This window comes from Nonomuraea gerenzanensis (assembly GCF_020215645.1).
GTDB classification, from domain to species: Bacteria; Actinomycetota; Actinomycetes; order Streptosporangiales; family Streptosporangiaceae; genus Nonomuraea; species Nonomuraea gerenzanensis.
Window position 1 is genome coordinate 11,909,039 of record NZ_CP084058.1, and the last position, 26,218, is coordinate 11,935,256.

Genomic DNA, 26,218 nt, shown 5'->3' on the forward strand with positions numbered 1-26,218 from the left:
AGCACGCACATGCGGAAGATCCCCCAGCGCATGGTCAAGGAGGAGGACGACCTGGCGCCGAGCCAGTTCCTCCAGCTCGCCGCAGTGGACTTCAACGGTGTCTACGCGGTCCACCTCGCCGCCAAGGAGGAGCGGCTGAAGATGACCAGGCTCGCGCTGAGCCTGCTCGCCGGCCCCTTCTTCGCCGCGATCGCGCTGGCCAGTGCCAAGGTGGTCGATCCGCAGCGCCTGACCGAGTGGCAGTCCGTGCCGTGGTATCTGTTCGCCCTGGTCATCGCGTTCGGGGTGCTGAGCGTGCTGCCGTTCCTGCGCCTCATCGAGGCGGTGGACGCGCACGCCCGCACGGCCCGCGCGATCAACAACTTCCGGCTGCTGTACTCCACCAGGCTCAGGGACGACCTCGACTGGAGCCCCAACCTGCCGGTCGATCCGCGCTTCCCCGAGACCTACGCACCACTCGCCTGGCCCGGCATCAACGTCATGGTGCTGGCCACGGTGAACTCGACGTACCTGACCGTCGGCGTCACCGGCCTCAGCGGGCAGGAGCCGAACCTGCTCCTGCTCCTGACCGGCATCCTGCTGGTCGCGCTGGTCCACTACGCCGTCTACTACATCCGCTGCAACGTCTCCAGGCGGCGGCGGCTTCCTCGCAACCGGTACCAGATTCCGACTATGGAGGGATAAATGCCCGGCCCAGCACTTTGGGCGTCGTGTGGGGAGGCGTGGATCAGGTTGATGCGCCATGTCTGGTCGGCGGGGACCCTCGCCGACGACGATCGGGGCCCCGTCATAGAGGCGCCGTCCGTGCTGTTCGAGATCGCGAGGGTCAGCGGGGACGATCCGATCATCGCGCGGTACGGCGACGCGGACCGGCTGGCGCTCTACCGCAGGAAGTTCAGCGAGCAGACGGTGGTGCCACCGTTCAAGTACAGCTACGCGGCCAGGATCGGCGGCCAGCTCGGCTGGGCGGCCGACCTGCTGCGGCTCAAGCCGTACAGCAAGAGCGCGTGGATCTCGCTGACCACGCCGGGCGAGGCGTACGACGCGGTGCCGTGCCTGATCGGGCTGGCGTTCCGGATCAGGGAGGGCGCGCTGCTGATGACCGCGACCTTCCGCTCCCAGAACGCCTACACCAGCTACCTCAACTACCTGCCGCTCGCCGACGTGCACGCGGCGATGGCCGCGAAACTGGAGGTGGAGCGGGGGCCGATGCGGGTGTTCGTGGACGTGCCGCACCTGTACCTGTCCGACAGCCCGAGGGTGTTCCCCGTCATGTGGCGGCCCCTGTCATGACGTGCTGCTCGCGGTCGAGAGCGGGGCCGCGATGTCCTCCAGCCCCTTGCGCTCCGCCTTGACCCCGAGGAACAGCTCCACCAGCCCGGCGGCGATCATGATGATCGCGCCGACGCTGAACGCGAGCGCCGTGTCGCCCGGCACCCCGCTCTCCACCAGCGAGGAGAACACCAGCGGCCCCGCGATGCCGCCGGCCGCCGTGCCCACCGCGAAGAAGAACGCGATGGCCATCGCCCTGGTCTCCATCGGGAAGATCTCGCTCACGGTGAGATAGGCCGAGCTGGCCCCCGCCGAGGCCACGAACAACACCACCGACCAGCACGCCGTCAGCGTGACCGCGTTGAGCATGCCCTCGTTGAACAGCCAGGCCGTGCCCAGCAGGAGCACCCCCGACCCGATGTAGGTGCCCGAGATCATGGGGACTCTGCCCACGGTGTCGAAGAGCGGGCCGAGCAGCAGCGGGCCGAGGAAGTTGCCGATCGCGATGACCGCGAAGTAGTAGCCCGTGTGCGTGTCGATCTTGAAGAAGGTGGACAGGATCTGCGCGTACCCGAAGGTGATCGCGTTGTAGAGGAACGCCTGCCCGATGAAGAGCGAGAGCCCCAGCACCGTGCGCTTGGGATAGAGGGCCACCATCGTGTGCGCGATCCGGACGAACCCGATCGACTTGCGCTGGTGGATGGTGATCGACTGCTCGGGCTCCGGCAGGCTCTCCTTGCCGATCTGGTGCTCGATGTCGTCCACGAGCTCCTCGGCCTCGCGGTCCCTGCCGTGGATGAACAGCCAGCGCGGGCTCTCCGGCACGTGCCGCCGGACGAGCAGGATGGCCAGGCCCAGCACCACGCCCAGGCCGAAGGCGACCCGCCAGCCGATGTTGACCGGCAGGTCGTTCAGCAGCGGCACCGTCAGCAGCGCGCCGCCCGCCGCGCCGAGCCAGTAGCTGCCGTTGATGATGATGTCGATGCGCCCCCGGTGCCGGCTCGGGATGAGCTCGTCGATGGCGGAGTTGATGGCCGCGTACTCGCCGCCGATCCCGAACCCCGTCATGAACCTGAACAGGAAGAACCACCACGCGCTGAACGAGAACGCGGTCAGCAGCGTCGCCACCAGGTACACGACCAGCGTGATGATGAACAGCTTCTTCCTGCCGTACCGGTCGGTCAGCCAGCCGAAGAACAGCGCCCCGGTGCAGGCCCCCGCGACGTAGAGCGCCGCGGCCACGCCCGCGACCTGCGTCTGTGTGATGTCCAGGCCGCTGCCCGGCTTGGCTAGCTGCGCCGACAGGTTCCCGACGATGGTCACCTCGAGGCCGTCGAGGATCCACACGGTGCCGAGACCGATGACGATCATCCAGTGCCAGCGGGACCACGGAAGCCGGTCCAGCCGCGCGGGCACCTTGGTGGTGACGGTGCCGGTTCCCACGTCGCTCATAGGCTCCTTCGGATACCCGGCGAGCGGCGGGTAAACGCTTGCTACCCGGCGGGCTTGCGTGCCTCGACGAAGGTCGTCCTGAACCAGGGCCCGCCGTGCCAGAACCGCCAGCCCGCGTCCCGCCGCCGCACGTCTACCACGCCCAGCCCGCGCAGCGTCTCCTCGTAGTCGGCGGTGTGCTGGAAGTCGGCGATCAGCAGCAGCCCTCCGGGCCGCAGCACCCGGTACGCCTCCCGCACGGCCTGCTCGCGCCCCTCGGCGGCCGGGATGTCGTGCACGGCCAGGCTCGACACCACCGCGTCGAACGCCGCGTCCCCGAACGGCAGGTCCCGCAGATCGCCCGTGACCAGCTCCACCCGCTCCGATACCCCTTCCGCCTCGGCGTTCGCCCTGGTCACCGGCTCGGCGTCGCCCGACTGGCCCTGGGTGCGCCACAGGTCCACGCCGGTCGCCCTGCCCTGCTCCAGCCGCTCGGCCGCCAGCAGCAGCACCGCCCCGCGCCCGCACCCGAGGTCGAGCAGCCGCTCGTCGCCACGCAGCCGCCCGAGTTCCTCGGCCCAGACCGCGAACCTGCCGCGCCGCGTCGTGTAGAGGTGACTCGCCGCGCTGGCGAGCGTGTAGAGCGCGCCGAACAGGAACGCCAGCCCGGCCGCGAGGATGTCGAGCGCGAACGACGCCGCCGCCAGGCCCGCCAGCACCAGCGCGCCGAGGATCAGGCCGGTCAGCGCCCAGGGCGCGTCGAAGCCGTAGCTACCGTGTCGCTTGCTCACCTTCACGCCATATCTCAATGTGGTCTTGACGGGTATTTGACCGAAGCATTCCCTTACGCACCGCCTATCACGCACATCCCCTCACTAAGGTCACTTGGATGGGCACACAATGGGGGTTTGACCAGGGATGACGGGAGAAGATCGACGGTTCGGCCTGGGCGCGAGCCTCGCGCTGACGCTCGCCTCGACCGTGTTGTGGGGGGTCGCGCACCTGGCCGCGGAGCGCCGGAGGACGGGCCTGGCGCTCATGGCCGCCTACGTCCTGATGCTGGCCGCCGTGCTGACCGTCTTCACCGCGTTCAGCGCCAACCTCCTGTCGCTGGCCGTCCAGCCCCACTGGCTCGGCTGGCTCACGGTCGCGCTGGTCGTGATCGCGCTGGCCTGGACGGGTGTGATCATCTGGTCGTTCCTCCTGGTACGACCCGCCCGCTCCGACACCGTCGGCCGCTTCCTGACCACCACCCTGGCCATCGCCCTGTGCGCGCTGGTGCTGGGGCCGACGGTGTACGCCACGCGGCTGGCGTACCTGTCGCGTGACGTCGTCAACACCCTGTTCTCCCCCAGCAACACCGCCACCCCGGTGCTGGCCCAGGACCCGTGGAGCGGCGCCGAGCGGGTGAACTTCCTGCTCCTCGGCGGCGACTCCGCACCCAGCCGGCCGGGCGTGCGCACCGACAGCATGACCGTGGCCAGCGTGGACGTGGAGACGGGCGCCACCGTCCTGTTCGGCCTGCCGCGCAACCTGCAGCAGGTGCAACTCCCCGAGGGTCCGGCCAGGGACCACTTCCCGTACGGCTTCACCGGCGGCGGCCCCGACACCCCCGGCCTGCTCAACGAGGTCTTCCAGTACGCCGAGGACCACCCCGAGCTGGTGCCGGGCGTGCAGAAGGGCAAGCGCGGCCCCACCCTGCTCAAGCAGACCGTCTCCGAGATGCTCGGCCTCACCGTGGACCACTACGCCATGGTGGACATGAAGGGCTTCGCCGAGATCATCGACGCCATGGGCGGCGTGCAGGTCACCATCAAGGAGCCCATCGTGTACGGCCGCCGCCGCGAGGGCCTCCTGCCGGCCGGCACCCGCAAGCTGTCCGGCGAGGAGGCCCTCTGGTACGGCCGCTCGCGCACCGACAGCGACGACTACGTCCGCATGGGCCGCCAGAAGTGCCTGCTCAACGCCGTGGCCAAGCAGGCGGACCCGATCACCGTGCTCAACAGCTTCGAACGCCTGGCCGCCGCCACCAAGCGGGCCATCTCCACCGACCTGCCTCAGGAGCTGCTGCCCGCCGTGGTGGACCTGGCGCAGAAGGTGAAGAACGCCAAGATCCGCAGCCTCAACTTCGTCCCGCCGCTGATCAACACCGCGGACCCGGACTGGTACCTGATGCGGCGCAAGGTCTCCGACGCCCTGGAGGAGCACGCCTCCACCAAGACCGCGCCCGCCCCGAGCCCGTCCACCACCGCCAGCCCCGACTCCCCGGTGAGCCTGGACGCCACCTGCGCCTGACACCAGGTCCCTCAGGCCCCTGCACCCCCGCCGCACGCACGCCCACGGCGCGTACGCCTGCCCACCGCCAGGAAACCACGCCAGAGTGCGGTACCGGGACCGCCGTCGCCCGACCTGCGACCACCGGCCGTCCCCGCAGCGGCCCACAAGGCACGCGGATCCCCCTTCGCCCAACAAGCCCCCCGCCGAGCGCGGGCTGTGGCATGATGGTGATCGTCCGAAACGGAAACGATTTTCATCCTCACCGGGAGCCAGCAGTGAGAGTGGCGTTCGTCGGAAAGGGCGGCAGCGGCAAGACGACGATGTCGGCCCTGTTCGCCAGGCACGTGGCAGCCCAGGGCGCCCCCGTGGTGGCCATGGACGCCGACATCAACCAGCACCTGGCCCTGGTGCTGGGCCTCGACAGGCAGCCGGAGCCCCTCGGCGCCCACCTCACCGAGATCAAGGACCGCCTGCGCGGCACCAACCCCCGCATCACCTCGGCCGCCACCATGGTCAAGACGACCCCGCCCGGCCGTGGCTCGACGCTCCTGCGCTTCGGCGACCTGGCCGCCGACCCCTACGGCCTGACCACCCCCGACGGCGTGCGCCTGCTCGCGACGGGCCCGTTCAGCGAGGACGACCTGGGCGTCGCCTGCTACCACTCCAAGGTCGGCGCGGTCGAGCTGCTGCTCAACCACCTGATCGACGGCCCCGGCGAGTACGTCGTGGTCGACATGACCGCCGGCGCCGACTCCTTCGCCTCGGGCCTGTTCACCCGCTTCGACCTGACGTTCGTGGTGGCCGAGCCGACCAGGCAGGGCGTCAGCGTCTACAAGCAGTACCGCGAGTACGCCGCCAGGTACGACGTGGCGCTGGCCGTGATCGGCAACAAGGTGCACGACCAGGCCGACGTCGACTTCCTGCGCGAGCACGCGGGCGACGACCTGCTCACCTGGATGGGCCACTCCGCGGCCGTCCGCGCCATGGAGCAGGGCCGCCACTGCACGCTCGACGACCTGGAGCCGGCCAACTCCGACGCGCTGGCGCTGCTCCGCAAGACCCTGGACGAGCAGGAGAAGGACTGGGCCCGCTTCGGCCGCCAGACCGTGGAGTTCCACCTGCGCAACGCCCGCGCCTGGGCCAACGAGCGCACCGGCGCCGACCTGGCCGAGCAGGTGGACCCTGACTTCGTCTACGGCCCCTGACGCGGCTGTCAAGACCACACGACTGTCCCCGCAAGGACTCTGGAGCGCTTCCCTGCGGTGACCTAGCGTCAAGATGACCCCTTCGAGAGGAGACAGCATGTCGCTGACCGTTCCGAACGATCTGCTCGACCAGGCCAGAGCCGGCGAGGTGGACGACGCGGCGTTCCTCGACTGCGTCCGTGACTCGCTGCCGTACGCGTGGTCGCTGATCAGCGAGCTGGTCAAGCAGCGTGAGCACACCGGGGCCGAGTTCGCCGACAACCAGGTGCCGCCGCCGTCGGAGGAGGCCCGCGGCCAGCTCCTGCGCTGCCTGGCGAGCGACTCGATGCGTGGCGCGCTGGAGCGCCACTACGGCGTGCGCCTGGCCTTCCAGAACTGCCACCGGGTCGCCGTGTTCGACCCGACGGCGACCAGGGCGCTGGCCGACTTCGTCACCCCGCGCGCGCAGATCCTCAACCAGAAGCCGGAGCTCGTCGACTGCTGAGCCCCGCCCCGATGAGCCGGGCGCCCGCCCGGCTCATCCGCGCAGCAGCGGCAGCACCTCGGCGCCGAACCGCCTGATGTTCGCCAGCGTCCGCTCGTGCTCGCCGAGCCCCTCCACGAGCAGCACGAAGTGCTCGATGCCGGTGTGCCGCGCGGTACGCAGCAGCGTCTCGGCGCAGTGCTCGGCCGAGCCCACCGGGTGGATCCGCGTCAGCAGGTCCACGTAGTCGTCGGCGTCCCGCACCGGGCGCGGCCGGCCGTCGACCGGCACGTACCCGGCCAGCCCCGGCCGCAGCCAGGCCGGCATCGCGGCCTTCAGGTCGCGCACCGCCTCGGCGGTCGAGTCGGCCACGTACGCCAGCCCCGCCGCCACGTGCCCGCGCTGCGCGCTGCCGTACCGCTTGACCAGGGCGGCCTTGTCCTCGTCCCCGATGTGCAGCCCCAGCAGCATGGGCAGCCCGCGGGCGGCGGCCAGCTCCACGGTGACCTCGGAGGTGCAGGCGACCACCGGCCGCAGCCGCGCATGCGGCACCATCGGCACCCGCCTGAACCGGAAGAACTCCCCGTCGGCCGCCACGGACTCGCCCGACAGCGCCTCCACCAGCAGGTCGAGCGACTCGGCGAAGCCGCGCTCGTACCGTTCGAGCCCGGTACCGAACACCTCCAGGTCCACCCACGGCCCGCCCCTGCCCACGCCGAGCGTGAACCGCCCGCCGGACAGGTGGTGCAGCATCGCGGCCTGCTCGGCCAGCGCCACGGGGTGCTGCGTGGACAGCACGCTCACGGCCGTGCCGAGCCCGATGCGCGCCGTCCTGCCGATCGCGACCGCGGCCAGCGTCGTGGGTGACGGGCACACGCCGTACGACATGAAGTGGTGCTCGGCGATCCACGCGTCGTCGAACCCGGCCTCCTCGGCCGCGACGATCCACTCGACGGCGTCCGCCAGCACCCGCCCGGGCCGCTGCCCGGGAAACTGCCCCGCGACGACAAAGATCCCGATCCGCATGCCCCGAATGATGGCCGATCCCCATCGGGATCGCGGCCGTGATGCGCCAACCTTGACCAGGTCAGGCGAAGAGAGTCTCCTGTCCCTCGCCCGCGAGCGGATCACGGTGACGCTTGAGATGCCGCCATTGGGGCAGTTCATCCAGATATGACCATGAAAGTCGATGATGCGAGGTCGGGCCCAGCCGGGCGAGGGCCGCCTGGTGCACAGGCGACGGGTAGCCGGCGTTCTCGGCGAAACCGTACTCCGCGCAGCCGATCGTGGCCATGTACGCATCGCGCCGCACCTTGGCCAGCACGGAGGCGGCGGCCACCGAGACGCTCGCCGCGTCACCCTTGACCTCCAGCCGCACCGGCCACGGCGGGCCGATGTAGTCGTGCTTGCCGTCGAGGATCACCGCGTCGGGGCGCACGGGGAGCGACTCCAGCGCCCTGCGCGCCGCTCTGCGCAGCGCCTCGGTCATGCCGAGCGTGTCGATCTCCTCGTGGCTCGCCTCGCCGTAGCCGACGCCGGCGGCCCAACCGGCCAGTTCGAGTGCCAGCGGCCCACGCTTGGCCTCGGAGACCTGCTTGGAGTCGGTGAGCCCGGCGGGCGGCTCGGTGAGGTCGGTGACGACCGCGCACACGGTGACGGGCCCGGCCCACGCGCCACGGCCCACCTCGTCGACACCCGCGACCGTACGGATGCTGGGCTGGGAGAGCAGGAGCTGCTCGATGTCGTACGTCGGCGCCATAGGCGCAGACGCTATCGCGTCCGGCGGCGACCGTTCACCCGCCGGGATCGCGTCCGGCTCACTCCCCGAAGGAGCGGCCCACCACGTCGCTCGCCGAGCGCACGGGATCGCGCGGCAGCTCCTCGCCGGCGGGCCCGCCGTCGCGGGGCCGTTCGGCGGGACGCACGGGGTCCAGGTCGGCCGCCAGATAGCGCGCGGCCACGTGGATGGCCCGCAGCGTCACCGACACCGACGGCCGGTGCACGCTGGAGCCGCGCGCCACGGCGTGCACGTCCCGCCCGACCGGGTTGCCGGGGAACTGCCGCACGGCCAGGCCCCGCACCCCCGCGGCGAGCGCGAGCGCGGGCACGGCGGCGATGCCGATGCCCTTGGCGACCAGCGACAGAATGGTGCCGAGCCCCTCGAACTCCCACGGCGTCGGCCGGGTGCCGCCCACGTCCACCAGCAGGCGGTCCACCGCCAGCCGCGAGGGCTCGCCGTCGGGCGTGGCCATCCACGGCTCGTCGCGCAGCTCGTGCAGGTCGAGGGGCACGTCGGGGTCGGCGAGGCGGTGCTTGCGCGGCACCACCAGCACCATGGGGTCGCGCAGCAGCGGGAAGACCCGCATGTTCTCGCTGTCGCGCACGCCGCCGTACCAGTCGTCCACGAGCGCGATGTCCACCTCGCCCGACTGCACCTCGCGCATGCCGCGCCCGGACCTGCTCTGGCCGAGCCGGAGCGTCAGCTCGGTGTGGCGGCGCAGAGAGCGGGCCAGCGCGGGCGCGAACGCCACGGCCGCCGTCGGGAAGGCGGTGACCACCACGCGCCCGGCGGGCTTGCCCGCGTGCGCGGACAGGTCGGACTCCGCCTCCTCCACCATCGAAAGGATGCGCTCGGCATGCAGGACCAGCCGCCGGCCGGCGTCGGTCAGTTCGGCGCTGCGCGCCGTCCTGTCGATCAGGGCCGTGCCGGTCTCGCGTTCGAGCGCGGCCAGTTGCTGGGAGACCGCCGACGGGCTGTACCCCAACGACTCGGCCGTCGCGGAGATACTTCCCTTTCTCGCGAACTCGCAGATCAGGACCAAACGCCGCAATTCGAGCATCAGACTTCCTTATGCCTACCCACAAAAAGCCTCGCTTGTGCTGATGCCTTCATCCAACCACCCTGGGAACGTGACAAACATGACCGTAACCTTGTCCGCCACTCTGGCGGCGAATGAGGACATCGAACGAAGACGACGCGCCGGGGAACGCGTGCTGCACCTGGCCTTCGGTGAGGCCGGTCTGCCCGTCCACCCGGCGCTGCGCGACAGGCTGGCCGCCGCTTCCGAGCACAACGGCTACGGGCCGGTCGCGGGGGCGGCCGGGCTCCGGGCCGCGGCGGCGGGTTACTGGACACGACGGGGGCTCCCCACCGACCCCGAGCTGGTCGTCAGCGGACCGGGCAGCAAGTCACTGCTGTACGGCCTGCTGCTGGCGATCGGCGGAGACATCGTCCTGCCCATGCCCAGCTGGGTCAGCTATGCCGCGCAGGCCGATCTGGTCGGCTCGCGTCCGATCCTGGTGCCCGCACCACCAGGAGAGGGCGGGGTGCCCGATCCGGATCTGGTGACCGCCGAGGTCGTCCGGGCCAGGGCGCAGGGCAGAACCGTCAGCTCGATCCTGGTCACCCTGCCCGACAACCCGACGGGGCGGCTGGCCCGGCCGGCCACCGTCGCCCGCCTGGTCCAGGTGGCCCGCGAGCTCGACCTGACGATCATCTCCGACGAGATCTACCGCGACCTCGTGCACGACCCGGCCCTGCCGTACACCTCGCCGGCCGAGCTGGCGCCCGAGCGCACGATCATCACCACCGGGCTGAGCAAGAGCCTGGCGCTGGGCGGCTGGCGGATCGGCGTGGCCAGGCTGCCGGAGCGGGACCAGGCGCTGCGCACGCGGCTGCTCGCCGTGGCCAGCGAGATCTGGTCGGCGCCCGCGGCGCCCGTCCAGGAGGCCGCCGCCTACGCCTTCGGCGACCCGCCCGAGCTGACCGAGCGCATCGCCCGCAGCCGCCGGCTGCACGGCCTGGTCGCGCAGGCCGTGTACGAGCGGTTCGTCGAGGCGGGCGCCGACGTGCCCAGGCCCCAGGGCGGCTTCTACCTCTATCCCGACCTCGGGCACCTGCGGCTCGGCGGCTCCGCCGAGATCACCAAGCTCCTGCTGGAGGAGCACGGCATCGGGGTGCTGCCGGGGCACGCGTTCGGCGACGACCCCTCGGCCGCCCGGGTACGCGTCGCGGTGAGCCTGCTCTACGGCGACTCCGCCGACGAGCGCCTGACCGCGCTGAACAGCCCGGATCCGCTCGGCCTACCGTGGATAGCCGACAATCTCGACTTCCTCTCGGCGGGCCTTCGAGAGCTGTCGTCGAGCCGTCACGCGATGCCGCCGAAGCCGCGTGCCGCCCTCTGCGGCGGCTAGGGTCACGGTTAGGCGAATCTTTCCCCAAGAGCGGGTTTACCATCCCCCAAAAGGGGCCTCTGACCTGCGAAAACTCCGCAGCGGCAAAACCCGCGGAAAGTTGGGTCGCACGGCCTGGTTACGTGCACGTCAGGCAACCCCCATCATGTGCTCATGCCCGCTCTTGTCACCCTGTCCGGACGCCTCGTGCGTCTGGAGCCTCTCAGCCTCGCGGCGGTCGATGACCTGGTCGCCGCGGCGAGTGAAGACCGCACCACCTACACCTTCACTCGCGTCCCGAACGGCCGGGACGAGGTGGTCTCCTACGTGGAGGCGGCCATGGCTGAGCAGGCGGAGGGCCGCACGTTGCCCTTCGCCATCCGGTGGCTGAACACCGACCGCGTGGTCGGTGCCACCCGTCTCATGCACCTGGAGTACTGGCAGGGCCCCATGCCCTGGCCGCCGGGTACACGCGGTGCGGTGGGCGACATTCCGTCCGTGGCGGACATCGGATACACCTGGCTGGGCGCCGGCGCCCAGGGCACGGGTGCCAACCGGGAGAGCAAGTTCCTCCTGCTCTCACACGCCTTCGAGACGTGGAACGTCCATCGCATCACCCTGAAAGCAGACGTACGCAACACCAGATCCCGGGCCGCCATCGAGGCACTCGGCGCACACTTCGACGGGGTGCGGCGAGCGGATAGCCGAGGCGCCGACAACACGGTCCGAGATACCGCGTTCTACTCGATCCTGAACTCCGAATGGCCGCTCGTCCGCGAGCGGCTGCTCATGAGGCTCGGACTGGTCGAGGCAGCCTGAAACCCGTTCACCGACGGCCCCGCCCGAGACAGGAGGGCGGGGCCGGTATTTTTTCCGCTCTATACGCCCTCTACATGACACACGCCCCCGCGATGTGTGTCACGTACGGCTCCGGCCATCAGCATCCAGGGACGTACTCAACACCGGATTAACGGCTGATCAACGCAGAGATGAACGATCTGCCCGAATCTAGGTGAGGAGCAGTGGTGGATCTATCATTTGGTCACATATCGTTCCATTGGCTTGGAGACAGACGGCATGGCTGCTCAGAGCGTTGAGAGTGGGCTGCGGTTCGCCGTGCTCGGTCCTGTCCGCGCGTGGCGTGACGGCCGGGAACTCGACCTGGGCACCCCGCTGCAGCGCTCCATCCTCGGCATGCTGCTCCTGCGGGAGGGCCACGCGGTCACCCCCAACGAGATGATCGACGCGGTGTGGGGCGAGGAGGCCCCGCCACGGGCCCTGGGCGCGCTGCGCACGTACGTCTCCAGGCTGCGCACCGTGCTGGAGCCCGACAGGCCCGCCCGCTCCCGCCCCGAGCTGCTCACCTCGATCGGCCGCGGCTACGCGCTGCGCCTGCCGGAGGGCTCCCTCGACCTGACCCGCTTCGAGCGCGGCATCCACCAGGCCGAGTCCGCCCGCAAGGCCGGCAAGCCGGCCGAGTGCGCGCGCGCCCTGCGGGCCGCGCTGGCCCTGTTCGAGGGCGAGCCACTGGCCGGCACCGTCGGCCCCTACTCCGAGCACCAGCGCGACCGCCTCGTGGAGCGGCGCATCAGCGTCATCGAGACGCTCATGGACGTGGACCTGGAGCTCGGCAACCACGCCAAGGTCGTCTCCGAGCTGATCGCGCTCACCGCCGACCATCCGCTGCGCGAGCGGCTGCGCGCCCAGCTCATGCTGGCCCTGTATCGCTGCGGCAGGCAGGGCGACGCGCTCAGCGTCTTCACCGAGACCCGCGAGGCGCTCATCGACGAGCTGGGCATCGAGCCCGGCCCCGAGCTGTCGGCCCTGCACCAGCGCATCCTCGCCGCCGACCCCACCCTCGCCGCGGTGGAGGTGCCCGAGGAGGAGGAGCCCGCGGCCGAGGAGGAGGCCCAGCAGCAGCAACAGCAGCCGGCGCTGGAGCTGCCCCGCCCCGCCCAGCTCCCGGCCGCCGTCAGCGACTTCACCGGCCGCAAGGAGGTCGCGGTACGCCTGCGCACGCTCCTGTCGGCCCAGTCGTCGGCCGAGGGCGTGCCCATCGCGGCCATCTCCGGCATCGGCGGCGTCGGCAAGACCACGCTGGCCGTGCACGTCGCGCACCTGGTGGACGAGGTCTTCCCCGACGGCCAGCTCTACGCCGACCTGCGCGGCTACACCGACCAGGCCCTCGCGCCCGAGTCGGCGCTGGGCGGCTTCCTGCGCGCGCTCGGCGTGCCCCCCGACGTCATCCCCGACGCCCCGGCGGAACGCTCCGCGCTCTACCGCTCGATCCTGGCCGAGCGCCGCATCCTGGTGCTGCTCGACAACGCCCGCGACGCCGCGCAGGTCAGCCCGCTGCTGCCGGGCACGCCCGGCTGCGCCGCCATCGTCACCAGCCGGGGCAAGCTGGCCGACCTGCCGTCGGCCAAGCTGGTGGACCTCGACGTGATGGAGCCGGACGAGGCGCTGTCGCTGTTCTCCTCGGTCGCCGGCGCCGAGCGGGTCGCGGCCGAGCACGGCGCGGCCATGGACGTGGTGGCCGCGTGCGGCTTCCTGCCGCTGGCGGTGCGGATCGTCGCCTCCCGGCTGGCCGCGCGCCCCTCCTGGACGGTCGCCTCGCTGGTGCCCAGGCTGGCCGACGAGCAGCGCCGCCTCGACGAGCTGCGAGTCGGCAACCTGGCCGTGGAGGCCACGTTCGCCCTCGGGTACGGGCAGCTCACCCCCACCCAGGCCCGCGCCTTCCGCCTGCTGTCGCTGCCCAACGGCCCCGACATCTCCGTCGGCGCCGCCTCGGCGGTGTTGTCGATGAGCATGTTCGAGGCGGAGGAGGTGCTGGAGTCACTGGTGGACGCCAGCCTGCTGGAGGCGCCCGCGCCCGGCCGCTACCGCTTCCACGACCTGCTCAAGCTGTTCGCCCGCCGGGAGCTGGAGCGCGGCGAGCGGCCCCAGGCCCGGACGATGGCGCTGCGCCGGCTGCTCGGCTTCTACCTGGCCTCGGCCCAGTCGGCGCACACGCTGGCCTACGAGGGCAGCATGATCCCCGCCAACCTGGTCGTCGTCGGCAGCGGGCTCACCTTCACCAGCGTGGATGAGGCCGTGGCCTGGCTGATCGCCGAGGGCGACTCGCTGTTCGCGGCCATCGACCAGGCCGCCGACACGGCGCGTACCAGCGAGCACCTGCTGCCCGCCGCCGACCTGCTGGTCGCGATGGAGCCGCTGCTGGAGGCGGGCACGCACACGCGCGAGTTCGACCACAGCACCAGGGCCGTGCTGGCCACCGCGCAGAGCAACGACGACCAGGCCGGCGAGTTGCGCGCCCGCTACGTGCTGGGCCGGGTGCTGTTCGCCGACAACCGGCTCAAGGACGCCGAGCAGCACTTCAGAGTCGTGCACGAGCTGTCGCGGGCACGCCGGGAGAAGATCGTCACCGGCGAGGTGCTGAACGCCCTGGCCGTCGTCGTCGGCCGCCAGCGCCGCCACACCGAGGCGCTGTCGCTGTTCGAGGCGGCCATGCGCTGGTACCGCGAGAACGGCGTGCCGGCCGGCGAGGCGCTGGTGCTCAGCTACTCGGCCCGCGACCACCTGGGCCTGGGCCGCCCCGACGACGCGATCACGGCGGCGGAGAAGGGCCTGGCCATCTTCACCGAGATCGGCAGCGGCGCCGGCACCGCCCGCGCCCGCTACCACCTGGGCATCGTGCTGAGCAGGGTGGGCCGCCTCACCGAAGCCGTGCACCACCACGCCGAGTGCCTGGCCTTCTTCCGCGCCAGCAGGCAGCGCGTGTGGGAGCAGCGGGTGTGCTCCCGGCTGGCCGAGACGTTCATCGCCGCCGAGCGCTACCCCGACGCCGTGCGCCACGCCGAGCAGGCGCTGGTGGTCGCCCGCGAGATCGGCCACCCGTACGGCGAGGCGCTCTCCCTCACCGTGCTGGGCAAGGCGCTGCGCGGCCTGGGCAGCACGACGAGAAGCCTGGACTGTCTACGGCAGGCCTTCGACATCTTCTCCCGGCTCGGCGCTCCCGAGGCCGGTGATCTCAAGGTCCTGCTCGACAGCCTCTCCACTCCCGAACCCGCCGGCGATGGGCCCGTCGTCGAGTCCTGAGTACAGCTCGTCGTCCAGACGTGTCATCCACACATGGTTGATCAAGGCTGTCCCTAGGAAATCGGATGTGTTCAGCCCGGCCGGCCATCCTGACCGTCACGCGTCGCTAGGGGGCCCGGTTATCCGGATGCTCCGCGCAACGGCTAGCCGCCTCACATTCGGACGACCGGCCGGACCTGACACGGCCCTCGAACCCCCCAGGTCCGTGTCCTGGCCCACAGCATCCACCGGCGGGGTTGACGTCCAATCAACACCCGATTAAAGGAGGAAGTAGCCCTCCGCGATCAGCGGCCTGACCGCGTCGGAGTCGGGGATCTCACCGTCTCCGACCAGCTCGGCGATCACGTTGAGCAGCGGCCCGAGCGCCAGCTCGCCGTCGCACACGCCGGCCAGCGCGGCCTCCACCGTGCCGACCTCCCTGCTGCGCCGCAGCCCCTGCGTCTGGCGCAGCACGATGCGGATCGGGTCCTCGGCGCCCGGCAGGCCGATGCGCTCGTCGAGCAGCCCGCCGGCGGTGCGCAGCAGCGCGGAGTCCAGCCCCCGCGCCCGGTGCGCGGTGGCGATGGCGTCGACGACGGAGTCCACGTAGTCGCCGACCGGCAGCGAGACCTGGTGGTCGAGGTGCTCGACGCGGACGACGGGGTCGAGCGTGCCGGAGTTGCGCATCGTGATCCAGCCGAACCCGATGCCCTCGATCCGCCGCTCGTCGAACCAGGCCAGCCAGCGGTCGTAGTGCTCGGTGTACGCCCGCGTGCCCTGCTCGGCCGCGTCTCTGAGCCACAGCTCGACGTACTCGGCCGGGTCCTGCACGTCGCGCTGCACCACCCAGGCGTCGCAGCCGGTCTCGCCCAGCCAGCCGCCCACCCGGTCGTGCCAGTCCTCGCCCTCGACGTGCAGCCAGTTGGCCAGGAAGTGGGCCTGGCCGCCGGGGTTGAGGTGGCGGGGGGTGGTGCGGACGAGGTCGCGGCAGAAGTCGTCGCCCTCGCGGCCCGACTCGCGGTAGGTCAGCTTGCCCTCGCGGGCCGGCGCGACGACGAACGGCGGGTTGCTCACCACCAGGTCGAACAGCTCGCCCTCGACCGGCTCGAACAGAGAGCCGGCCCGCGCGTCCACGTCGCGGACCCCGGACAGCTCCCAGCTCAGCGCGGCCAGCTCCAGGGCGCGCGGGTTGAGGTCGGTGGCCACGATCTGCTCGGCCCGGCCCGCCAGGTGCAGCACCTGCACCCCGCATCCGGTGCCGAGGTCGAGCGCGCGCCCGACCGGGCGGCGGGTGACGAGCTGGGCCAGGTTGGCCGAGGCGCCGCCGGCTCCCACCACGTGGTCGGGCCGCAGCGCGGGGTCACCGGGCCGCACCTTCCTGTCGGAGACGAGGTAGCCGCCGGTCTCCCACGGCTGGAGGTGCACGGTGGCCACCACCTGGTCGCCGTCGGTCTCGACCAGCCCCGACTCGAGCACCTCCGGCGCCAGCGACTTGGCGGGGACGGGAACGCCGAGCCACCAGAGCCTGATCAGCGTGCCGAGCGGGTCGCCGTCGGCGGTCGCGCGCAGGGCCGGTATCAGCTCCTCGCGGGCCAGGGCCGAGGCCGCCATGCTGCCCAGGCGTTCGCGTACGCCGTCGATCGAGTATCCGGTTTCGAGGAGGTGATGGCGCAGTCGTTCCACAGGAGCATCCTTTCACCGCCGGCCCACGAGCATGATCTGATACCGACAGTGCTCATACTGTTACTTAAGCACCCAAGCATTCTGCAAGCGGCGGACAAGTGACGCGCGGTATCTCTATGCGTACCGAAATATGCGTACCGACCGTGCGTGCCGAACGTCCTGAGGAGCGGACCCATGCTGATCCCTTGCTTGGCCTGCGAGTCCCGATTCAGGCCCGACGAATACTTCAGCGCCTGCTCCGACTACAACCGCGGCATGGACCTTGTCTCGTGGACGTGCCCGCGCTGCGGCAACCGTGACGACCTGCGGGTGTTGCCGGGCGAGCTGGGGTTCGGCTATCCGCATCGCGGCAGGTTCGACGTGCACGACAGGGTGCGGGTGCCGGGTCTGCGCAGGCAGCGGGGTGACCTGCGGCTGGACATCTCACTCGACCGCGCGAGCTGGCGGGTGCCGACGCGGGTGCGCCAGGCCGCCTGAGCCCCGTCACGCGGGGACGTAGGCGTGTGTGGGCCGCTCCCCGCGCAGCAGCCGCCCGATGTCCTCCACCAGCGCCTCCGCCAGCTCCTCCCGGCTCTCCCCCGTGGCCTCGCCCAGCCTGGGAGTGAGCACCACGTTCGGCAGGCGGGTCAGCGGATGGGCCCGGTCGAGCCACTCGCCCTCGAAGTGGTCGAGCCCGGCGCCGCCCACCTGACCGCCCCGCAGCGCGTCGACCAGTGCCCGCAGGTCGTGCAGCGCGCCGCGCGAGGTGTTGAGGTAGATCGAGTCCGGCCGCATGGCGCCGAACTCGGTGTAGCCGAAGAACCCGCGGGTCTCCTCGGTGAGCGGCACGTGCAGGGAGACCACGTCGGCCTCGGCGAGCAGCGCGGGCAGCGTGTGCGTGGCCTCGGCCACGAACGGGTCGCAGACGATCACCTTCATGCCCAGGCCCTCGCAGCGCCAGCGCAGGGCCCGGCCGACGCGGCCCAGGCCGACGATGCCGACCGTGCGCCCGGTCAGCCTCCGGCCGCGGTGGCGCTGCGCGGGAGGCATCCTGTTCTGGTGGACGGGGGCGTGGTAGACGCGCCCGCGCCGTACCTCGCGGTCGGCGCTGACGATGTTCCTGCTCACCGCGAACAGCAGCGCGAGCGTCAGCTCGGCCACCGCCTCCGAGTCGCGCTCGGGAGCGTGCAGGACGGTCACGCCGCGCTCGGCGGCCAGCGCGAGGTCCACGCTCGCGGGCGGGCCCATGCTGGCCACGACGTCCAGGTGCAGCCCGAGCACCGACGTGCGCACCTGGTCGCCGTCGGTGATGAGCACCGTGGCGCCGGTCTCGATGACCAGGTCGGCCAGTTGCTCGTCGGTGAAGCCGAGGCTCGGTCGGGCGGGAACCTCGGTCAGGTCGGCGATCTCACCTAGGCGGGCGAGCGCGCTCTCCGGCAAGGCGGGCAGCACCAGCGCCCGAGGTCGTCTCACATTTGGACAATAACACCACAGACGGTGCTCAGATCATCGCTCCCCGCGCAGGGTCCGGCCGGGGGGTCATTCGGCCCGCTGGCGCAGGCTCTGCCAGGCCGCCTCGCCCAGCCCCTTGATCTCCTCCTCCGCCGGCGTGTGCGCCCCGGCGAACCACAACCGGCACATCTCCTGCGCCGGCCCGAGCCACAGCACGTAACACATGGTCGCGTGCACGGGCTGGAGCAGGCCGTTCTTCATGTGCGGCCGCCACCAGTCGGAGACCTGGCGGAAGAACGCGCGCCGCGCCTCGGCCACCTCCGCGCCGCCCGGCTCGTGCTTGCGCGGCGGCCGCTCGCTGATCAGCAGCCTGGCCCGCTCGGGGTGCTCGCCCGCCCACCGCATGTGGAAGGAGACGATGGCCTCGATGCCGTCGCGGGCGTCGTCGTGGCGGACCAGCTCGGCCAGGAAGGCCGCCTGGTAGGCGTCGAGGATCTCGCCGTACAGCACGCCGAAGACGTGCTCCTTGCTGGCGAAGTGGTGGTAGAAGCTGCCGACGCTGACGCCGCTTTCCTCACGCAGACTGGCCAGGGTGGTGGCGGAGACGCCGTCCTGGCTGAAACGGCGGAGGGCGCCCTCGATGATGCGGGTGCGGCCGTCGCGTCCGTTCTTGACACTCTTCACACTGTCAATGGTGTGGCAACAGAACCTTGTTCCGCAAATAGGCCAGCCTGATCAATCATAGCGGTCACCTCCACCGACCCGGACGCGACCTTCATCGTGGCGTCCGGCCAGAGCCGCCGGATGAGCCTGAGCACCCGCCTGTTCTCCCCCAGGACGTCCATGCCCACGGTCCTGGCGCCGCGCACGGAGGCGCGCAGCAGCAGCGTGTCGACCAGTCGCGGGCCCAGGCCGCGCCCCTGCCACTCGTCCGCCACGACCACGGCGATCTCCACGTCGGCCTCCCCGTCGGCCTCCACGTCGGTGCTGCTGCTGCGGAAGCTCATCGCGTGGGCGACGATCTCGCCGCACGCGGTGGTCGCCACGAGCGCGTCGCGCCGCTCGTCCAGGCAGAGCAGCGTGCGGACCAGGCCGGGGGCGGGCTTGGAGACGCCGGTGAAGAACCGGAGCGTCTGCGTGTGCAGCGACAGGCCCGCCAGGAAGCGTCTGATCCGCTCCTCGTCGTCGGGACGGGCCGGGCGGATCTGGGTTCCCTGCATAGACCCAGCCTGCTCCTCGACTGCTGAGTCTGTCAACTGAACTCAGGTATAATGCAAAAATGAACGTTCCCTTCCGGGTGAACAACTGCTCGATCGAGCGCACCCTGGACATCGTCGGGGAGAAGTGGACCTTCCTGGTGCTGCGCGAGGCGTTCAGCGGCGTGCGCAGGTTCGCCGACATGCAGGCGATCACCGGCGCCCCCCGCCAGGTGCTCAGTGCCCGCCTGGCCCGCCTGGTCGACGAGGGCCTGCTGCGCAAGGAGCCGTACCGTGAGCCGGGGCAGCGGCAGCGCGACGAGTACCGGCTCACCGAGAAGGGCCGCGACCTCTATCCCCTGCTGGTCGCGCTGATGCACTGGGGCGATCGCTACCTGACGGGCGACGAGGGCCCGCCGGTGATCCTCACCCACCGCGACTGCGGCGCCCCCATCGAGCTGCACTTCCGCTGCGCGGACGGCCACGAGGTGGGCGGGCCGCGCGAGGTCACGCCCGTTCCCGGGGAAGGAGCCGACGTCCGGAGCGCCTGAGTGCGGGACCACCGGTGCGGGTGCCTAACCTGGAAGGCGTGTACCGGTTCCTGCTGACGCCCCGATGGCTCGCGCTCCACGTGGTGGTGCTCCTGGTCATCCCCGCCTTCGTGTTCCTCGGGCGCTGGCAGTTCGGGCGCTTCGAGGAGCGCTCGGCCAACAGCGAGCGGGTGACCGCCAACATCGAGGCCGCGCCGGTGCCGCTGGAGCGGCTGGCCGGCGCCGGGCAGCAGGTCAAGGAGGACGACCGGTTCCGGCGGGTCACGGTCGCCGGCACCTACGACGCGGCCCACGAGCTGGTCGTGCGCCGCCGCCCGCAGGAGGGCCGCAACGGCTACTACGTGCTGACCCCGCTGGTCACCGGCGGCGACACCGCCGTGATCGTCAACAGGGGCTGGGTGCCCGCCGGCGCCACCGCCGACGCCCACCCCGAGGTGCCCGCCGCCCCCACCGGGCAGGTAACTGTAACGGGGCGGCTACGCCCCAGCGAGACCGAGGCCGGCAGCGGCATCACCGACCGCGCCGGCCTGCCGCCCGGCCAGGTGCTCCTGATCGACGCCGCCAAGATCGGGCAGGGCCTGCCCTACCGCCTCGTGGGCGGCTACGTCGAGCTGACCGAGCAGCAGCCCAAGCCCGCTGCCGCGCCCGCCCCGGTGCCCGAGCCCGACGTCGGCGCGGGGGGCGGGCTGAATCTCGCGTACGGCGTCCAGTGGTGGCTGTTCATCGGCATCGCGCTCGCCGGCTGGGTGCTGCTGATCAGGCGCGAGCTGGCGGAGCGCAGGACGCGGGAGGCGCAGGAGACACCCGGGGTACAAGGGGCGACGACTCCCGCCAATTAGTGTGTGGAGGGTGATCCGCCACATTGAGTTCACGAACCTCTGCAACTTCCGCGACGTAGGTGGTTATGCCGCCAAGGACGGGCGCACCGTCAGGTGGCAGCGGCTCTACCGGGCCGACTCCCTGGGCTGGCTGGCCGGCGAGGACCTGACGGCCTTCCGGGCGCTGCGCGTGCGCAGCGTCATCGATCTGCGCCATCCGTACGAGGTCGAGAAGTCCGGGCGAGTGCCCGAGTCCGAGGGCCAGCTCTACCAGAACCTGCCCATCGAAGGGCGCCGCTGGGACACCGCCGCCTACAGCGAGCAGCTCGGCGTGGCCCGCTACCTCGCAGACCGCTACCTGGAGGTCACCGAGGACGGCGTCGAGAACCTCAGGATCGCGCTGGAGACGATCGCCGGAGCCGACAACGCGCCCGTGGTCGTCCACTGCGCGGCGGGCAAGGACCGTACGGGGGTGCTCACCGCGCTGGTGCTGTCGCTGGCGGGGGTGGGCGAGGACGACATCGTGGCGGACTACGCGCTCACCGGGCTGGCCACCGAGCGCTTCGTCGCCGACTGGACGAGAAGGCATCCCGACGCTCCCCTGTGGCCGGGCTTCGGGCTCGCGCCCGCCGAGGCGATGCGGCTCTTCCTCACCGACCTCACGGCCCGGCACGGCTCGGTCGAGAACTACGTCGCGCAGGTGATCCGGCTCCCCTCGGCGGCGGTCACCGAACTTCGCCGGCATTTGCTGACTGAACAGATCCCGCCGGGGTAGTGGGCGATCGGACCCGTCCCTGCGCGAGGCGGGTTCGTCACTCCCGGGATCGCCAGCCATCCCCCTCCCGGCGGTCCCGGGTCAAATACCCCCTCGGATACCCAACGGATACGTCGCAGCTTGTTCGACGTTATCCCGCCGTCGTACGGTTACCTGCGTGACTACGCCGCTGCTCCCCGACCCTGACCCCAGGCGGCGCGACTATGTGATCATCTCAGCCGATGATCACCTGATCGAGCCTCCCGACCTGTTCGACGGCCGCCTGCCGGAGAAATACGCCGAGGTCGCACCGAAGGTAGTGGAGACGGAGGCGGGTCACCAGGTGTGGCGCTACGGCGGGGCGACCTACCCGTGCGCCGGCATCGACGTGGGCGCGGGCCTGCCCCGCGAGCAGCGCACGCTCGATCCGGTCCGCTTCGAGAACATGCGCCCCGGCTGCCACGACATCGAGGCCCGCATCCAGGACATGGACGTCGCCGGCATCTGGGCCGCGCTGTGCTTCCCCGGCATGCTCGCCGGGCAGGCCGGCATGCCCTTCGCCAGGACCCGCGACCAGGAGCTGGGCCTGGCCCTGGTCAAGGCGTGGAACGACTGGCACATCGACGTCTGGGCCGGCACCTACCCCGAGCGCATCATCGGCCTGCAGCTGCCGTGGCTGCCCGACCCCGACGTGGCGGCCAAGGAGATCCGCGCCAACGCCGCCAGGGGCTTCAAGGCCGTCGTCTTCCCCGAGTTCCCCACCCGGCTGCGGCTGCCCTCGATCCACACCGGCCACTGGGACCCGTTCTTCGCCGCCTGCGAGGAGACCGGCACCGTGGTCTGCCTGCACACCGGCGACTCCTCCTGGTCGCCCGTGCCGTCGCCCGACACGCCCATCGAGGCCATCACCACGCTGATGCCGACCAGCGCCATGTTCGCCTGCGCCGACTGGCTCTGGTCAGGGGTGCCGCTGCGCTTCCCGTCGCTGCGCATCCTCATCGTCGAGGGCGGCGTGGGCTGGCTGCCGATGCTGGCCGAACGCGCCGACTACGCCCTCGACCACCCGGTCGCCGGCGAGGCGTCGTGGGAGGGCGGCATCAAGCCCAGCGAGGTGCTGCGCCGCAACTTCTTCTTCGGCACGCTCGACGACCACGCCCTGTCGGGCGTGCGGCTCGCGGTCGGCCTCGACCACGTGCTGCAGGAGAGCGGCTACCCGCACTCCGACTCGACCTGGCCCGACACGCAGAAGTCGGTGGCCCGCAACCTCGGCACCCTGCCGCCCGCCGACATCGCCAGGGTCGCCTACGGCAACGCGGCCCGCCTCTTCGGGCACCCGCTGCCCTCGCGGGCCTGGCTGCGGATGGAGGAGATCTAACTCTCTTCCAGCCTGGCCTGGATCACGTGGCGCTCGTGCTCCACGTAGCGGCCGCTCTCGCCGAGCAGCGAGGCCATCAGCCACAGGAAGACGCCGAAGTCGTCGGCGACACCGATGAGCATGAGAAAGTCGGGCACGACGTCGATCGGGGAGATGAGGTAGACCACGCCGAGACCGAGCATGGCCAGCTTGCCCTTGCCCAGGCCGGCGTACTGGCCGCGCATCACCGCGCCGACCATCCGCGGGATCGCCCGGAGCCTGGCCGTCAGTTTGGGCGACCCGGGCCTGGTCACCTCGCGGTAGGTCCGCCACGCCGCCGCTGCCCGTGCTGCCTTCGCCATCATGTGGATCCCCCTACCCCCGGCTTTTCACGACATAACGCGTCACCGGGGGCAGGAGTTCCTCTGTCACGGCAGGGCCAGGTGCTCGAACGGCCTGACCTGCTCGATCTGCGCCGCCACCCGTACCAGGAGATCCTCCCGGCCGGCCGCGGCCACGAGCTGCACGCCCACCGGCAGCCCCGCCGCGGTCCTGTGCAGCGGCAGCGACACGGCGGGCTGGCCCGTGGCGTTGATCGGCGAGGTGAAGGCGACGGCGTGCGCGGTGCGGCCGAAGGCGAGGCTGAGGTCGTCGGGCGGGATCCAGCCCAGCTCGAAAGGCGCCACCCCCAGCGACGGCATGAGCAGCAGGTCGTGGCCCTGGCTCCACCAGGCGGCCATGCGGCGGCGGAAGCCGTCCACCCACTGCACGGACCTGATGTGGTCGGGGGCGCTGCGCCGGCGCGCCGCCAGCACCATGGCGGCGTTGCGCGGCTCCAGCTCCTCCGGCTCCACGGGCTTGCCGCGCAGCTCGCTCAGCGCCGCGACGTGCGCGGCCAGGTTGTCGGCCACGATCGCGCCGAAGTGCAGCGGGAAGTCGGGCTCGGCCAGCGCGCCGGGGCCGCCGGGGGCCACGTCGTGGCCGAGCGACTCCAGCAGCGCGGCGGCCCCCGTGACGGCCTCGGCCAGCTCGGGCACCTCCGGCACGTCACCCCTGGGATGGGCGGTCAGGAAGCCGATCCGCAGCCTGCCGGGCTCCCGGCCCGCCTCGTCGGCGAGCCTGCCGGGCAGGGGCGGCGCGCCGTACGGGTCACCGGGGTAGGTGCCCGCCACGACGTCCAGCGCCGCGGCCGTGTCGCGCACGCTCCTGGTGACGAAGCCGGGGCAGGAGAAGCCGCTCCACCCCTCGCCCAGCGCCGGGCCGAGGCTCACGCGCCCGCGTGACGGCTTGAGCCCCACCAGGCCGCACAGTGACGCCGGGATGCGGATGGAGCCGCCGCCGTCGCTCGCGGTGGCCAGCGCGACCATGCCGGCCGCGACCGCCGCCGCCGAGCCGCCGCTGGAGCCACCCGGCGAGTACGCCGGGTCGTAGGGGTTCCTGGTCGGCCCGAACGCCGCCGGCTCGGTGCTGATCGTGCTGCCGAACTCCGGCGTGTTCGTCCGCCCGAGCAGCACGAAGCCCGCCTCGCGCAGCCGTACGACGCCGAAGCCGTCGGCGGCGTCCACCAGGCCGTCGCGCACGGCGGAGCCCGCGCTGTACGGCTCCGCCCCCTCCCGCCAGCCCAGGTCCTTCAGCAGGATCGGCACCCCGCGGAACGGCGCGCCGGCCGGGATGGTGTCGAGCTCGGCCAGCGCGCGCTCGAAGCGGCGGTGGACGACCGCGTTCAGCTCGCCGTCGGCGGCCTCGATGCGGGCGATCGCGGCCTCGGTCAGCTCCCGCGCCGACACCTGGCCGTCCCTGATCGCCCGGGCCTGGGCGACGGCGTCCAGATTGAGGATCTCGCGCATGGCCGCTACCTCTCCGGTGCCAGCTCGCGTACCGCCTGGTCGATGGGGATGTCGCCGCCCGGAATGGGGGCCAGGACCGGGGTGTCGAGCCCGTTGGCCATGTACTCCTTGATCCGGGCCCGGCAGGTGGCGGCGTCGCCGTGCACGATCAGGTCGTCCACCACCTCGTCGGGGATGGCCTTGAGCGCGGCCTGCCGGTCGCCGGCCGCCCAGGCCTCGTGCATCGGGCGCAGCACCTCGCCGCGGCCCAGCCAGTCGTGGAAGGCCGCGTACACCGGGACGGTCAGGTAGCTGGCCAGCATCCACCTGGCGGTCTCGCGGACCCGCTCGGCGTCGGTGTCCACGCAGACGAACAGGCGCGCGATCAGCTCGGTGTCGGGGGCGATCTCGGCGCGCACCTTGCGCACGTCGGCGGGCGAGAGCCAGTTGGTGATGGCCCCGTCGGCCTCCTGCGCGGCCAGACGCAGCATCCTCGGCCGCAGCGCCGCCAGCACGATCTTCGGCGGCGTCTTGGGGGCGCGCTCCAGCTTGAAGCCCTTGACCTCGAACGTCTCGTACGCCTGCGAGACCTTCTCCCCCGCCAGCGCGCTCTTCAGGAAGCGCAGCGTGTCGCGGGTGCGCGCGTACGGCTTTTCGAACGTGCCCGCGTTCCACCGCTCGACGATCGCCGGCGAGGAGGCGCCGATGCCCAGCACGAACCTGCCCGGCGCCAGGTCCGCCAGCGTGGCCGCGGACATGGCCAGCAGGCCGGGGCCGCGCGTGGAGACGGGCACGATGGCGCTGCCCAGCCTGGCCTCCGGCGCCCACTGCGAGGCCAGCGCCAGCGGCACGAAGCCGTCCACGCCGTTCACCTCGGCCGACCACAGGTCGGTGTAGCCGAGCCCGGGCAGCTCCGCGATGAGGTCCTGCGACCTGGCCAGCGAGCGGTCGTAGAAGGGAATGGTCATGCCCCAGTTCATGCACGGCCTCCAGATCCTCGGGGTACGGCGACCTTACCAACCGACCGGTATGTTCCCCTAGGCCCGCAGCTCGTGAACCGCCGCGATGAAGTCCTTCGTGATCCCGCGCAGCCCCGGCAGGTGCGACAGTCCCACGAGCCGGTCCACCAGCGGCACCGTCACCTCGATCAGCCGGTACGTACGCGCGCACCCCGGCGAGGTGTCGTGCACCCAGAACAGCACCATGCCCATCGACAGCAACCACAGCAGCTCGGGCAGCTCCTCGCGCAGCTCGGCGTTCATCCGGTCCCGTGACCCCTCCACGACCTCCCGGTAGATGGCGATCGACGCCTCGCGCGCCGGGGAGGACTGCTTGCTGAACGGGCTCAGCGGATTGGTCGGCTCGGCCGCGTGCTTGAAGAACTTCACGGCGAACTCGTGGTACGGCTCCGACACGCGCACCCATTCGCGCAGCACCCCGCTCAGCCGCTCCGCGAACGACGTCTCCGTCGCCAGGAACTCCCGGCACGCCTCCTCGTGCTCGGCCTGGGCGCGGTCGTAATACGCCTGGATCAACGCCTCTTTGCTGTCGAAGTAGTAGTAGGCGTTGCCCACGGACACCCCGGCCTCGGCGGCGATGGCACGCATCGTGGTCGCGTCGAAGCCGCGCTCCCTGAACAGTCGCAAGGCCGTCTCGACGATGACCTCTCGGGTGCTCTCCGATCCACGGTTTCGGGCTTCGGACACG

The 26,218-nt window shown here is 71.5% G+C and carries 26 protein-coding genes; 13 read left to right on the plus strand and 13 right to left on the minus strand.

The features are described 5' to 3' along the window. Nucleotides 1–9 precede the first annotated feature (9 nt). A complete protein-coding gene (locus LCN96_RS55560; RefSeq protein WP_225270424.1) occupies nucleotides 10–684 on the plus strand; it encodes a hypothetical protein in 675 nt (224 codons plus the stop codon). 51 nt (nucleotides 685–735) lie between these two features. Next, entirely contained in the window at nucleotides 736–1,293 is a 558-nt protein-coding gene (locus tag LCN96_RS55565; RefSeq protein WP_225270425.1) for a thymidylate synthase family protein, read from the plus strand. Here LCN96_RS55565 and LCN96_RS55570 read toward each other — a convergent pair. Both LCN96_RS55570 and LCN96_RS55575 read right to left on the minus strand, forming a co-directional pair. After that, nucleotides 1,288–2,724, minus strand: a complete 1,437-nt coding sequence (locus LCN96_RS55570) for an MFS transporter (protein WP_225270426.1) — start codon at nucleotides 2,722–2,724, stop codon at nucleotides 1,288–1,290. The two genes, LCN96_RS55565 and LCN96_RS55570, sit on opposite strands and share 6 nt — an antisense overlap. A gap of 41 nt (nucleotides 2,725–2,765) precedes the next feature. Then, nucleotides 2,766–3,494, minus strand: coding sequence for a class I SAM-dependent methyltransferase (locus LCN96_RS55575; protein ID WP_225270427.1), 729 nt, complete (start codon nucleotides 3,492–3,494; stop codon nucleotides 2,766–2,768). Nucleotides 3,495–3,621: 127 nt separating this feature from the next. Between LCN96_RS55575 and LCN96_RS55580 the strand changes: the two genes are divergently transcribed. The 3 genes from LCN96_RS55580 (at nucleotide 3,622) to LCN96_RS55590 (ending at nucleotide 6,669) form a co-directional block, all read left to right on the plus strand. Continuing rightward, nucleotides 3,622–4,998 carry an LCP family glycopolymer transferase gene (locus LCN96_RS55580; protein WP_225270428.1) on the plus strand — a complete coding sequence of 459 codons (1,377 nt, stop codon included), beginning with the start codon at nucleotides 3,622–3,624 and terminating at the stop codon, nucleotides 4,996–4,998. Between the two features lie 257 nt (nucleotides 4,999–5,255). After that, on the plus strand, nucleotides 5,256–6,185 hold the full coding sequence (locus LCN96_RS55585; RefSeq protein ID WP_225270429.1) for an ATP-binding protein: 930 nt from the start codon (nucleotides 5,256–5,258) through the stop codon (nucleotides 6,183–6,185). Between the two features lie 97 nt (nucleotides 6,186–6,282). Further along, nucleotides 6,283–6,669 (plus strand): SCO5389 family protein, encoded by a 387-nt coding sequence (locus LCN96_RS55590; RefSeq protein WP_225270430.1) that lies wholly within the window; start codon nucleotides 6,283–6,285, stop codon nucleotides 6,667–6,669. A 33-nt stretch (nucleotides 6,670–6,702) separates the two neighbouring features. Here the strand turns inward: LCN96_RS55590 and LCN96_RS55595 are convergent, their stop codons facing one another. The 3 genes from LCN96_RS55595 to LCN96_RS55605 form a co-directional block, all read right to left on the minus strand. Then, on the minus strand, nucleotides 6,703–7,674 hold the full coding sequence (locus LCN96_RS55595) for an LLM class flavin-dependent oxidoreductase (protein ID WP_225270431.1): 972 nt from the start codon (nucleotides 7,672–7,674) through the stop codon (nucleotides 6,703–6,705). Nucleotides 7,675–7,735: 61 nt separating this feature from the next. Continuing rightward, nucleotides 7,736–8,407 (minus strand): ribonuclease HII, encoded by a 672-nt coding sequence (locus LCN96_RS55600; RefSeq protein WP_225270432.1) that lies wholly within the window; start codon nucleotides 8,405–8,407, stop codon nucleotides 7,736–7,738. A gap of 58 nt (nucleotides 8,408–8,465) precedes the next feature. Continuing rightward, on the minus strand, nucleotides 8,466–9,488 hold the full coding sequence (locus tag LCN96_RS55605) for a LysR family transcriptional regulator (protein WP_225270433.1): 1,023 nt from the start codon (nucleotides 9,486–9,488) through the stop codon (nucleotides 8,466–8,468). 79 nt (nucleotides 9,489–9,567) lie between these two features. Here LCN96_RS55605 and LCN96_RS55610 point away from each other — a divergent pair, with 79 nt between their 5' ends. From LCN96_RS55610 to LCN96_RS55620, 3 genes are all read left to right on the plus strand, one after another. After that, the gene (locus LCN96_RS55610) at nucleotides 9,568–10,842 is read left to right on the plus strand and encodes a pyridoxal phosphate-dependent aminotransferase (protein WP_225270434.1); all 1,275 of its coding nucleotides are present in this window, start codon (nucleotides 9,568–9,570) and stop codon (nucleotides 10,840–10,842) included. Nucleotides 10,843–10,995: 153 nt separating this feature from the next. Beyond that, the gene (locus tag LCN96_RS55615) at nucleotides 10,996–11,640 is read left to right on the plus strand and encodes a GNAT family N-acetyltransferase (RefSeq protein ID WP_225270435.1); all 645 of its coding nucleotides are present in this window, start codon (nucleotides 10,996–10,998) and stop codon (nucleotides 11,638–11,640) included. Between the two features lie 258 nt (nucleotides 11,641–11,898). Then, nucleotides 11,899–14,919 carry an AfsR/SARP family transcriptional regulator gene (locus tag LCN96_RS55620; protein ID WP_225270436.1) on the plus strand — a complete coding sequence of 1,007 codons (3,021 nt, stop codon included), beginning with the start codon at nucleotides 11,899–11,901 and terminating at the stop codon, nucleotides 14,917–14,919. Nucleotides 14,920–15,177: 258 nt separating this feature from the next. On the opposite strand, the gene LCN96_RS55625 is transcribed toward LCN96_RS55620, so the two are convergent. Then, nucleotides 15,178–16,581, minus strand: a complete 1,404-nt coding sequence (locus LCN96_RS55625) for a N5-glutamine methyltransferase family protein (protein WP_225270437.1) — start codon at nucleotides 16,579–16,581, stop codon at nucleotides 15,178–15,180. A 255-nt stretch (nucleotides 16,582–16,836) separates the two neighbouring features. Here LCN96_RS55625 and LCN96_RS55630 point away from each other — a divergent pair, with 255 nt between their 5' ends. Continuing rightward, nucleotides 16,837–17,058 carry a hypothetical protein gene (locus tag LCN96_RS55630; protein WP_225270438.1) on the plus strand — a complete coding sequence of 74 codons (222 nt, stop codon included), beginning with the start codon at nucleotides 16,837–16,839 and terminating at the stop codon, nucleotides 17,056–17,058. A 6-nt stretch (nucleotides 17,059–17,064) separates the two neighbouring features. Here the strand turns inward: LCN96_RS55630 and LCN96_RS55635 are convergent, their stop codons facing one another. The 3 genes from LCN96_RS55635 to LCN96_RS55645 form a co-directional block, all read right to left on the minus strand. Continuing rightward, entirely contained in the window at nucleotides 17,065–18,033 is a 969-nt protein-coding gene (locus LCN96_RS55635; protein WP_225270439.1) for an NAD(P)-dependent oxidoreductase, read from the minus strand. Between the two features lie 66 nt (nucleotides 18,034–18,099). After that, nucleotides 18,100–18,696, minus strand: a complete 597-nt coding sequence (locus LCN96_RS55640; protein ID WP_225270440.1) for a TetR/AcrR family transcriptional regulator — start codon at nucleotides 18,694–18,696, stop codon at nucleotides 18,100–18,102. After that, entirely contained in the window at nucleotides 18,693–19,232 is a 540-nt protein-coding gene (locus tag LCN96_RS55645) for a GNAT family N-acetyltransferase (RefSeq protein WP_225270441.1), read from the minus strand. The genes LCN96_RS55640 and LCN96_RS55645 overlap by 4 nt, the downstream gene beginning before the upstream one ends. A 59-nt stretch (nucleotides 19,233–19,291) precedes the next feature. Between LCN96_RS55645 and LCN96_RS55650 the strand changes: the two genes are divergently transcribed. The 4 genes from LCN96_RS55650 to LCN96_RS55665 all read left to right on the plus strand — a co-directional run bounded on the left by LCN96_RS55650 (nucleotide 19,292) and on the right by LCN96_RS55665 (nucleotide 22,706). Beyond that, nucleotides 19,292–19,759: a winged helix-turn-helix transcriptional regulator gene (locus LCN96_RS55650; RefSeq protein ID WP_225270442.1), complete on the plus strand. Its 468-nt coding sequence runs from the start codon at nucleotides 19,292–19,294 to the stop codon at nucleotides 19,757–19,759. A 38-nt stretch (nucleotides 19,760–19,797) separates the two neighbouring features. Next, entirely contained in the window at nucleotides 19,798–20,598 is an 801-nt protein-coding gene (locus LCN96_RS55655) for an SURF1 family cytochrome oxidase biogenesis protein (protein WP_225270443.1), read from the plus strand. 10 nt (nucleotides 20,599–20,608) lie between these two features. Next, nucleotides 20,609–21,352 (plus strand): tyrosine-protein phosphatase, encoded by a 744-nt coding sequence (locus LCN96_RS55660; RefSeq protein ID WP_225270444.1) that lies wholly within the window; start codon nucleotides 20,609–20,611, stop codon nucleotides 21,350–21,352. A gap of 157 nt (nucleotides 21,353–21,509) precedes the next feature. Beyond that, a complete protein-coding gene (locus LCN96_RS55665; protein ID WP_225270445.1) occupies nucleotides 21,510–22,706 on the plus strand; it encodes an amidohydrolase family protein in 1,197 nt (398 codons plus the stop codon). Here LCN96_RS55665 and LCN96_RS55670 read toward each other — a convergent pair. The 4 genes from LCN96_RS55670 to LCN96_RS55685 form a co-directional block, all read right to left on the minus strand. Then, nucleotides 22,703–23,050, minus strand: a complete 348-nt coding sequence (locus LCN96_RS55670) for a YkvA family protein (RefSeq protein ID WP_225270446.1) — start codon at nucleotides 23,048–23,050, stop codon at nucleotides 22,703–22,705. The two genes, LCN96_RS55665 and LCN96_RS55670, sit on opposite strands and share 4 nt — an antisense overlap. 63 nt (nucleotides 23,051–23,113) lie before the next feature. Then, on the minus strand, nucleotides 23,114–24,532 hold the full coding sequence (locus tag LCN96_RS55675) for an amidase (RefSeq protein ID WP_225270447.1): 1,419 nt from the start codon (nucleotides 24,530–24,532) through the stop codon (nucleotides 23,114–23,116). 5 nt (nucleotides 24,533–24,537) lie between these two features. Beyond that, the gene (locus LCN96_RS55680) at nucleotides 24,538–25,479 is read right to left on the minus strand and encodes an LLM class F420-dependent oxidoreductase (RefSeq protein WP_225270448.1); all 942 of its coding nucleotides are present in this window, start codon (nucleotides 25,477–25,479) and stop codon (nucleotides 24,538–24,540) included. A gap of 69 nt (nucleotides 25,480–25,548) precedes the next feature. Then, a complete protein-coding gene (locus LCN96_RS55685) occupies nucleotides 25,549–26,217 on the minus strand; it encodes a TetR/AcrR family transcriptional regulator (RefSeq protein WP_225270449.1) in 669 nt (222 codons plus the stop codon). Between the last annotated feature and the right edge of the window lies 1 nt (nucleotide 26,218).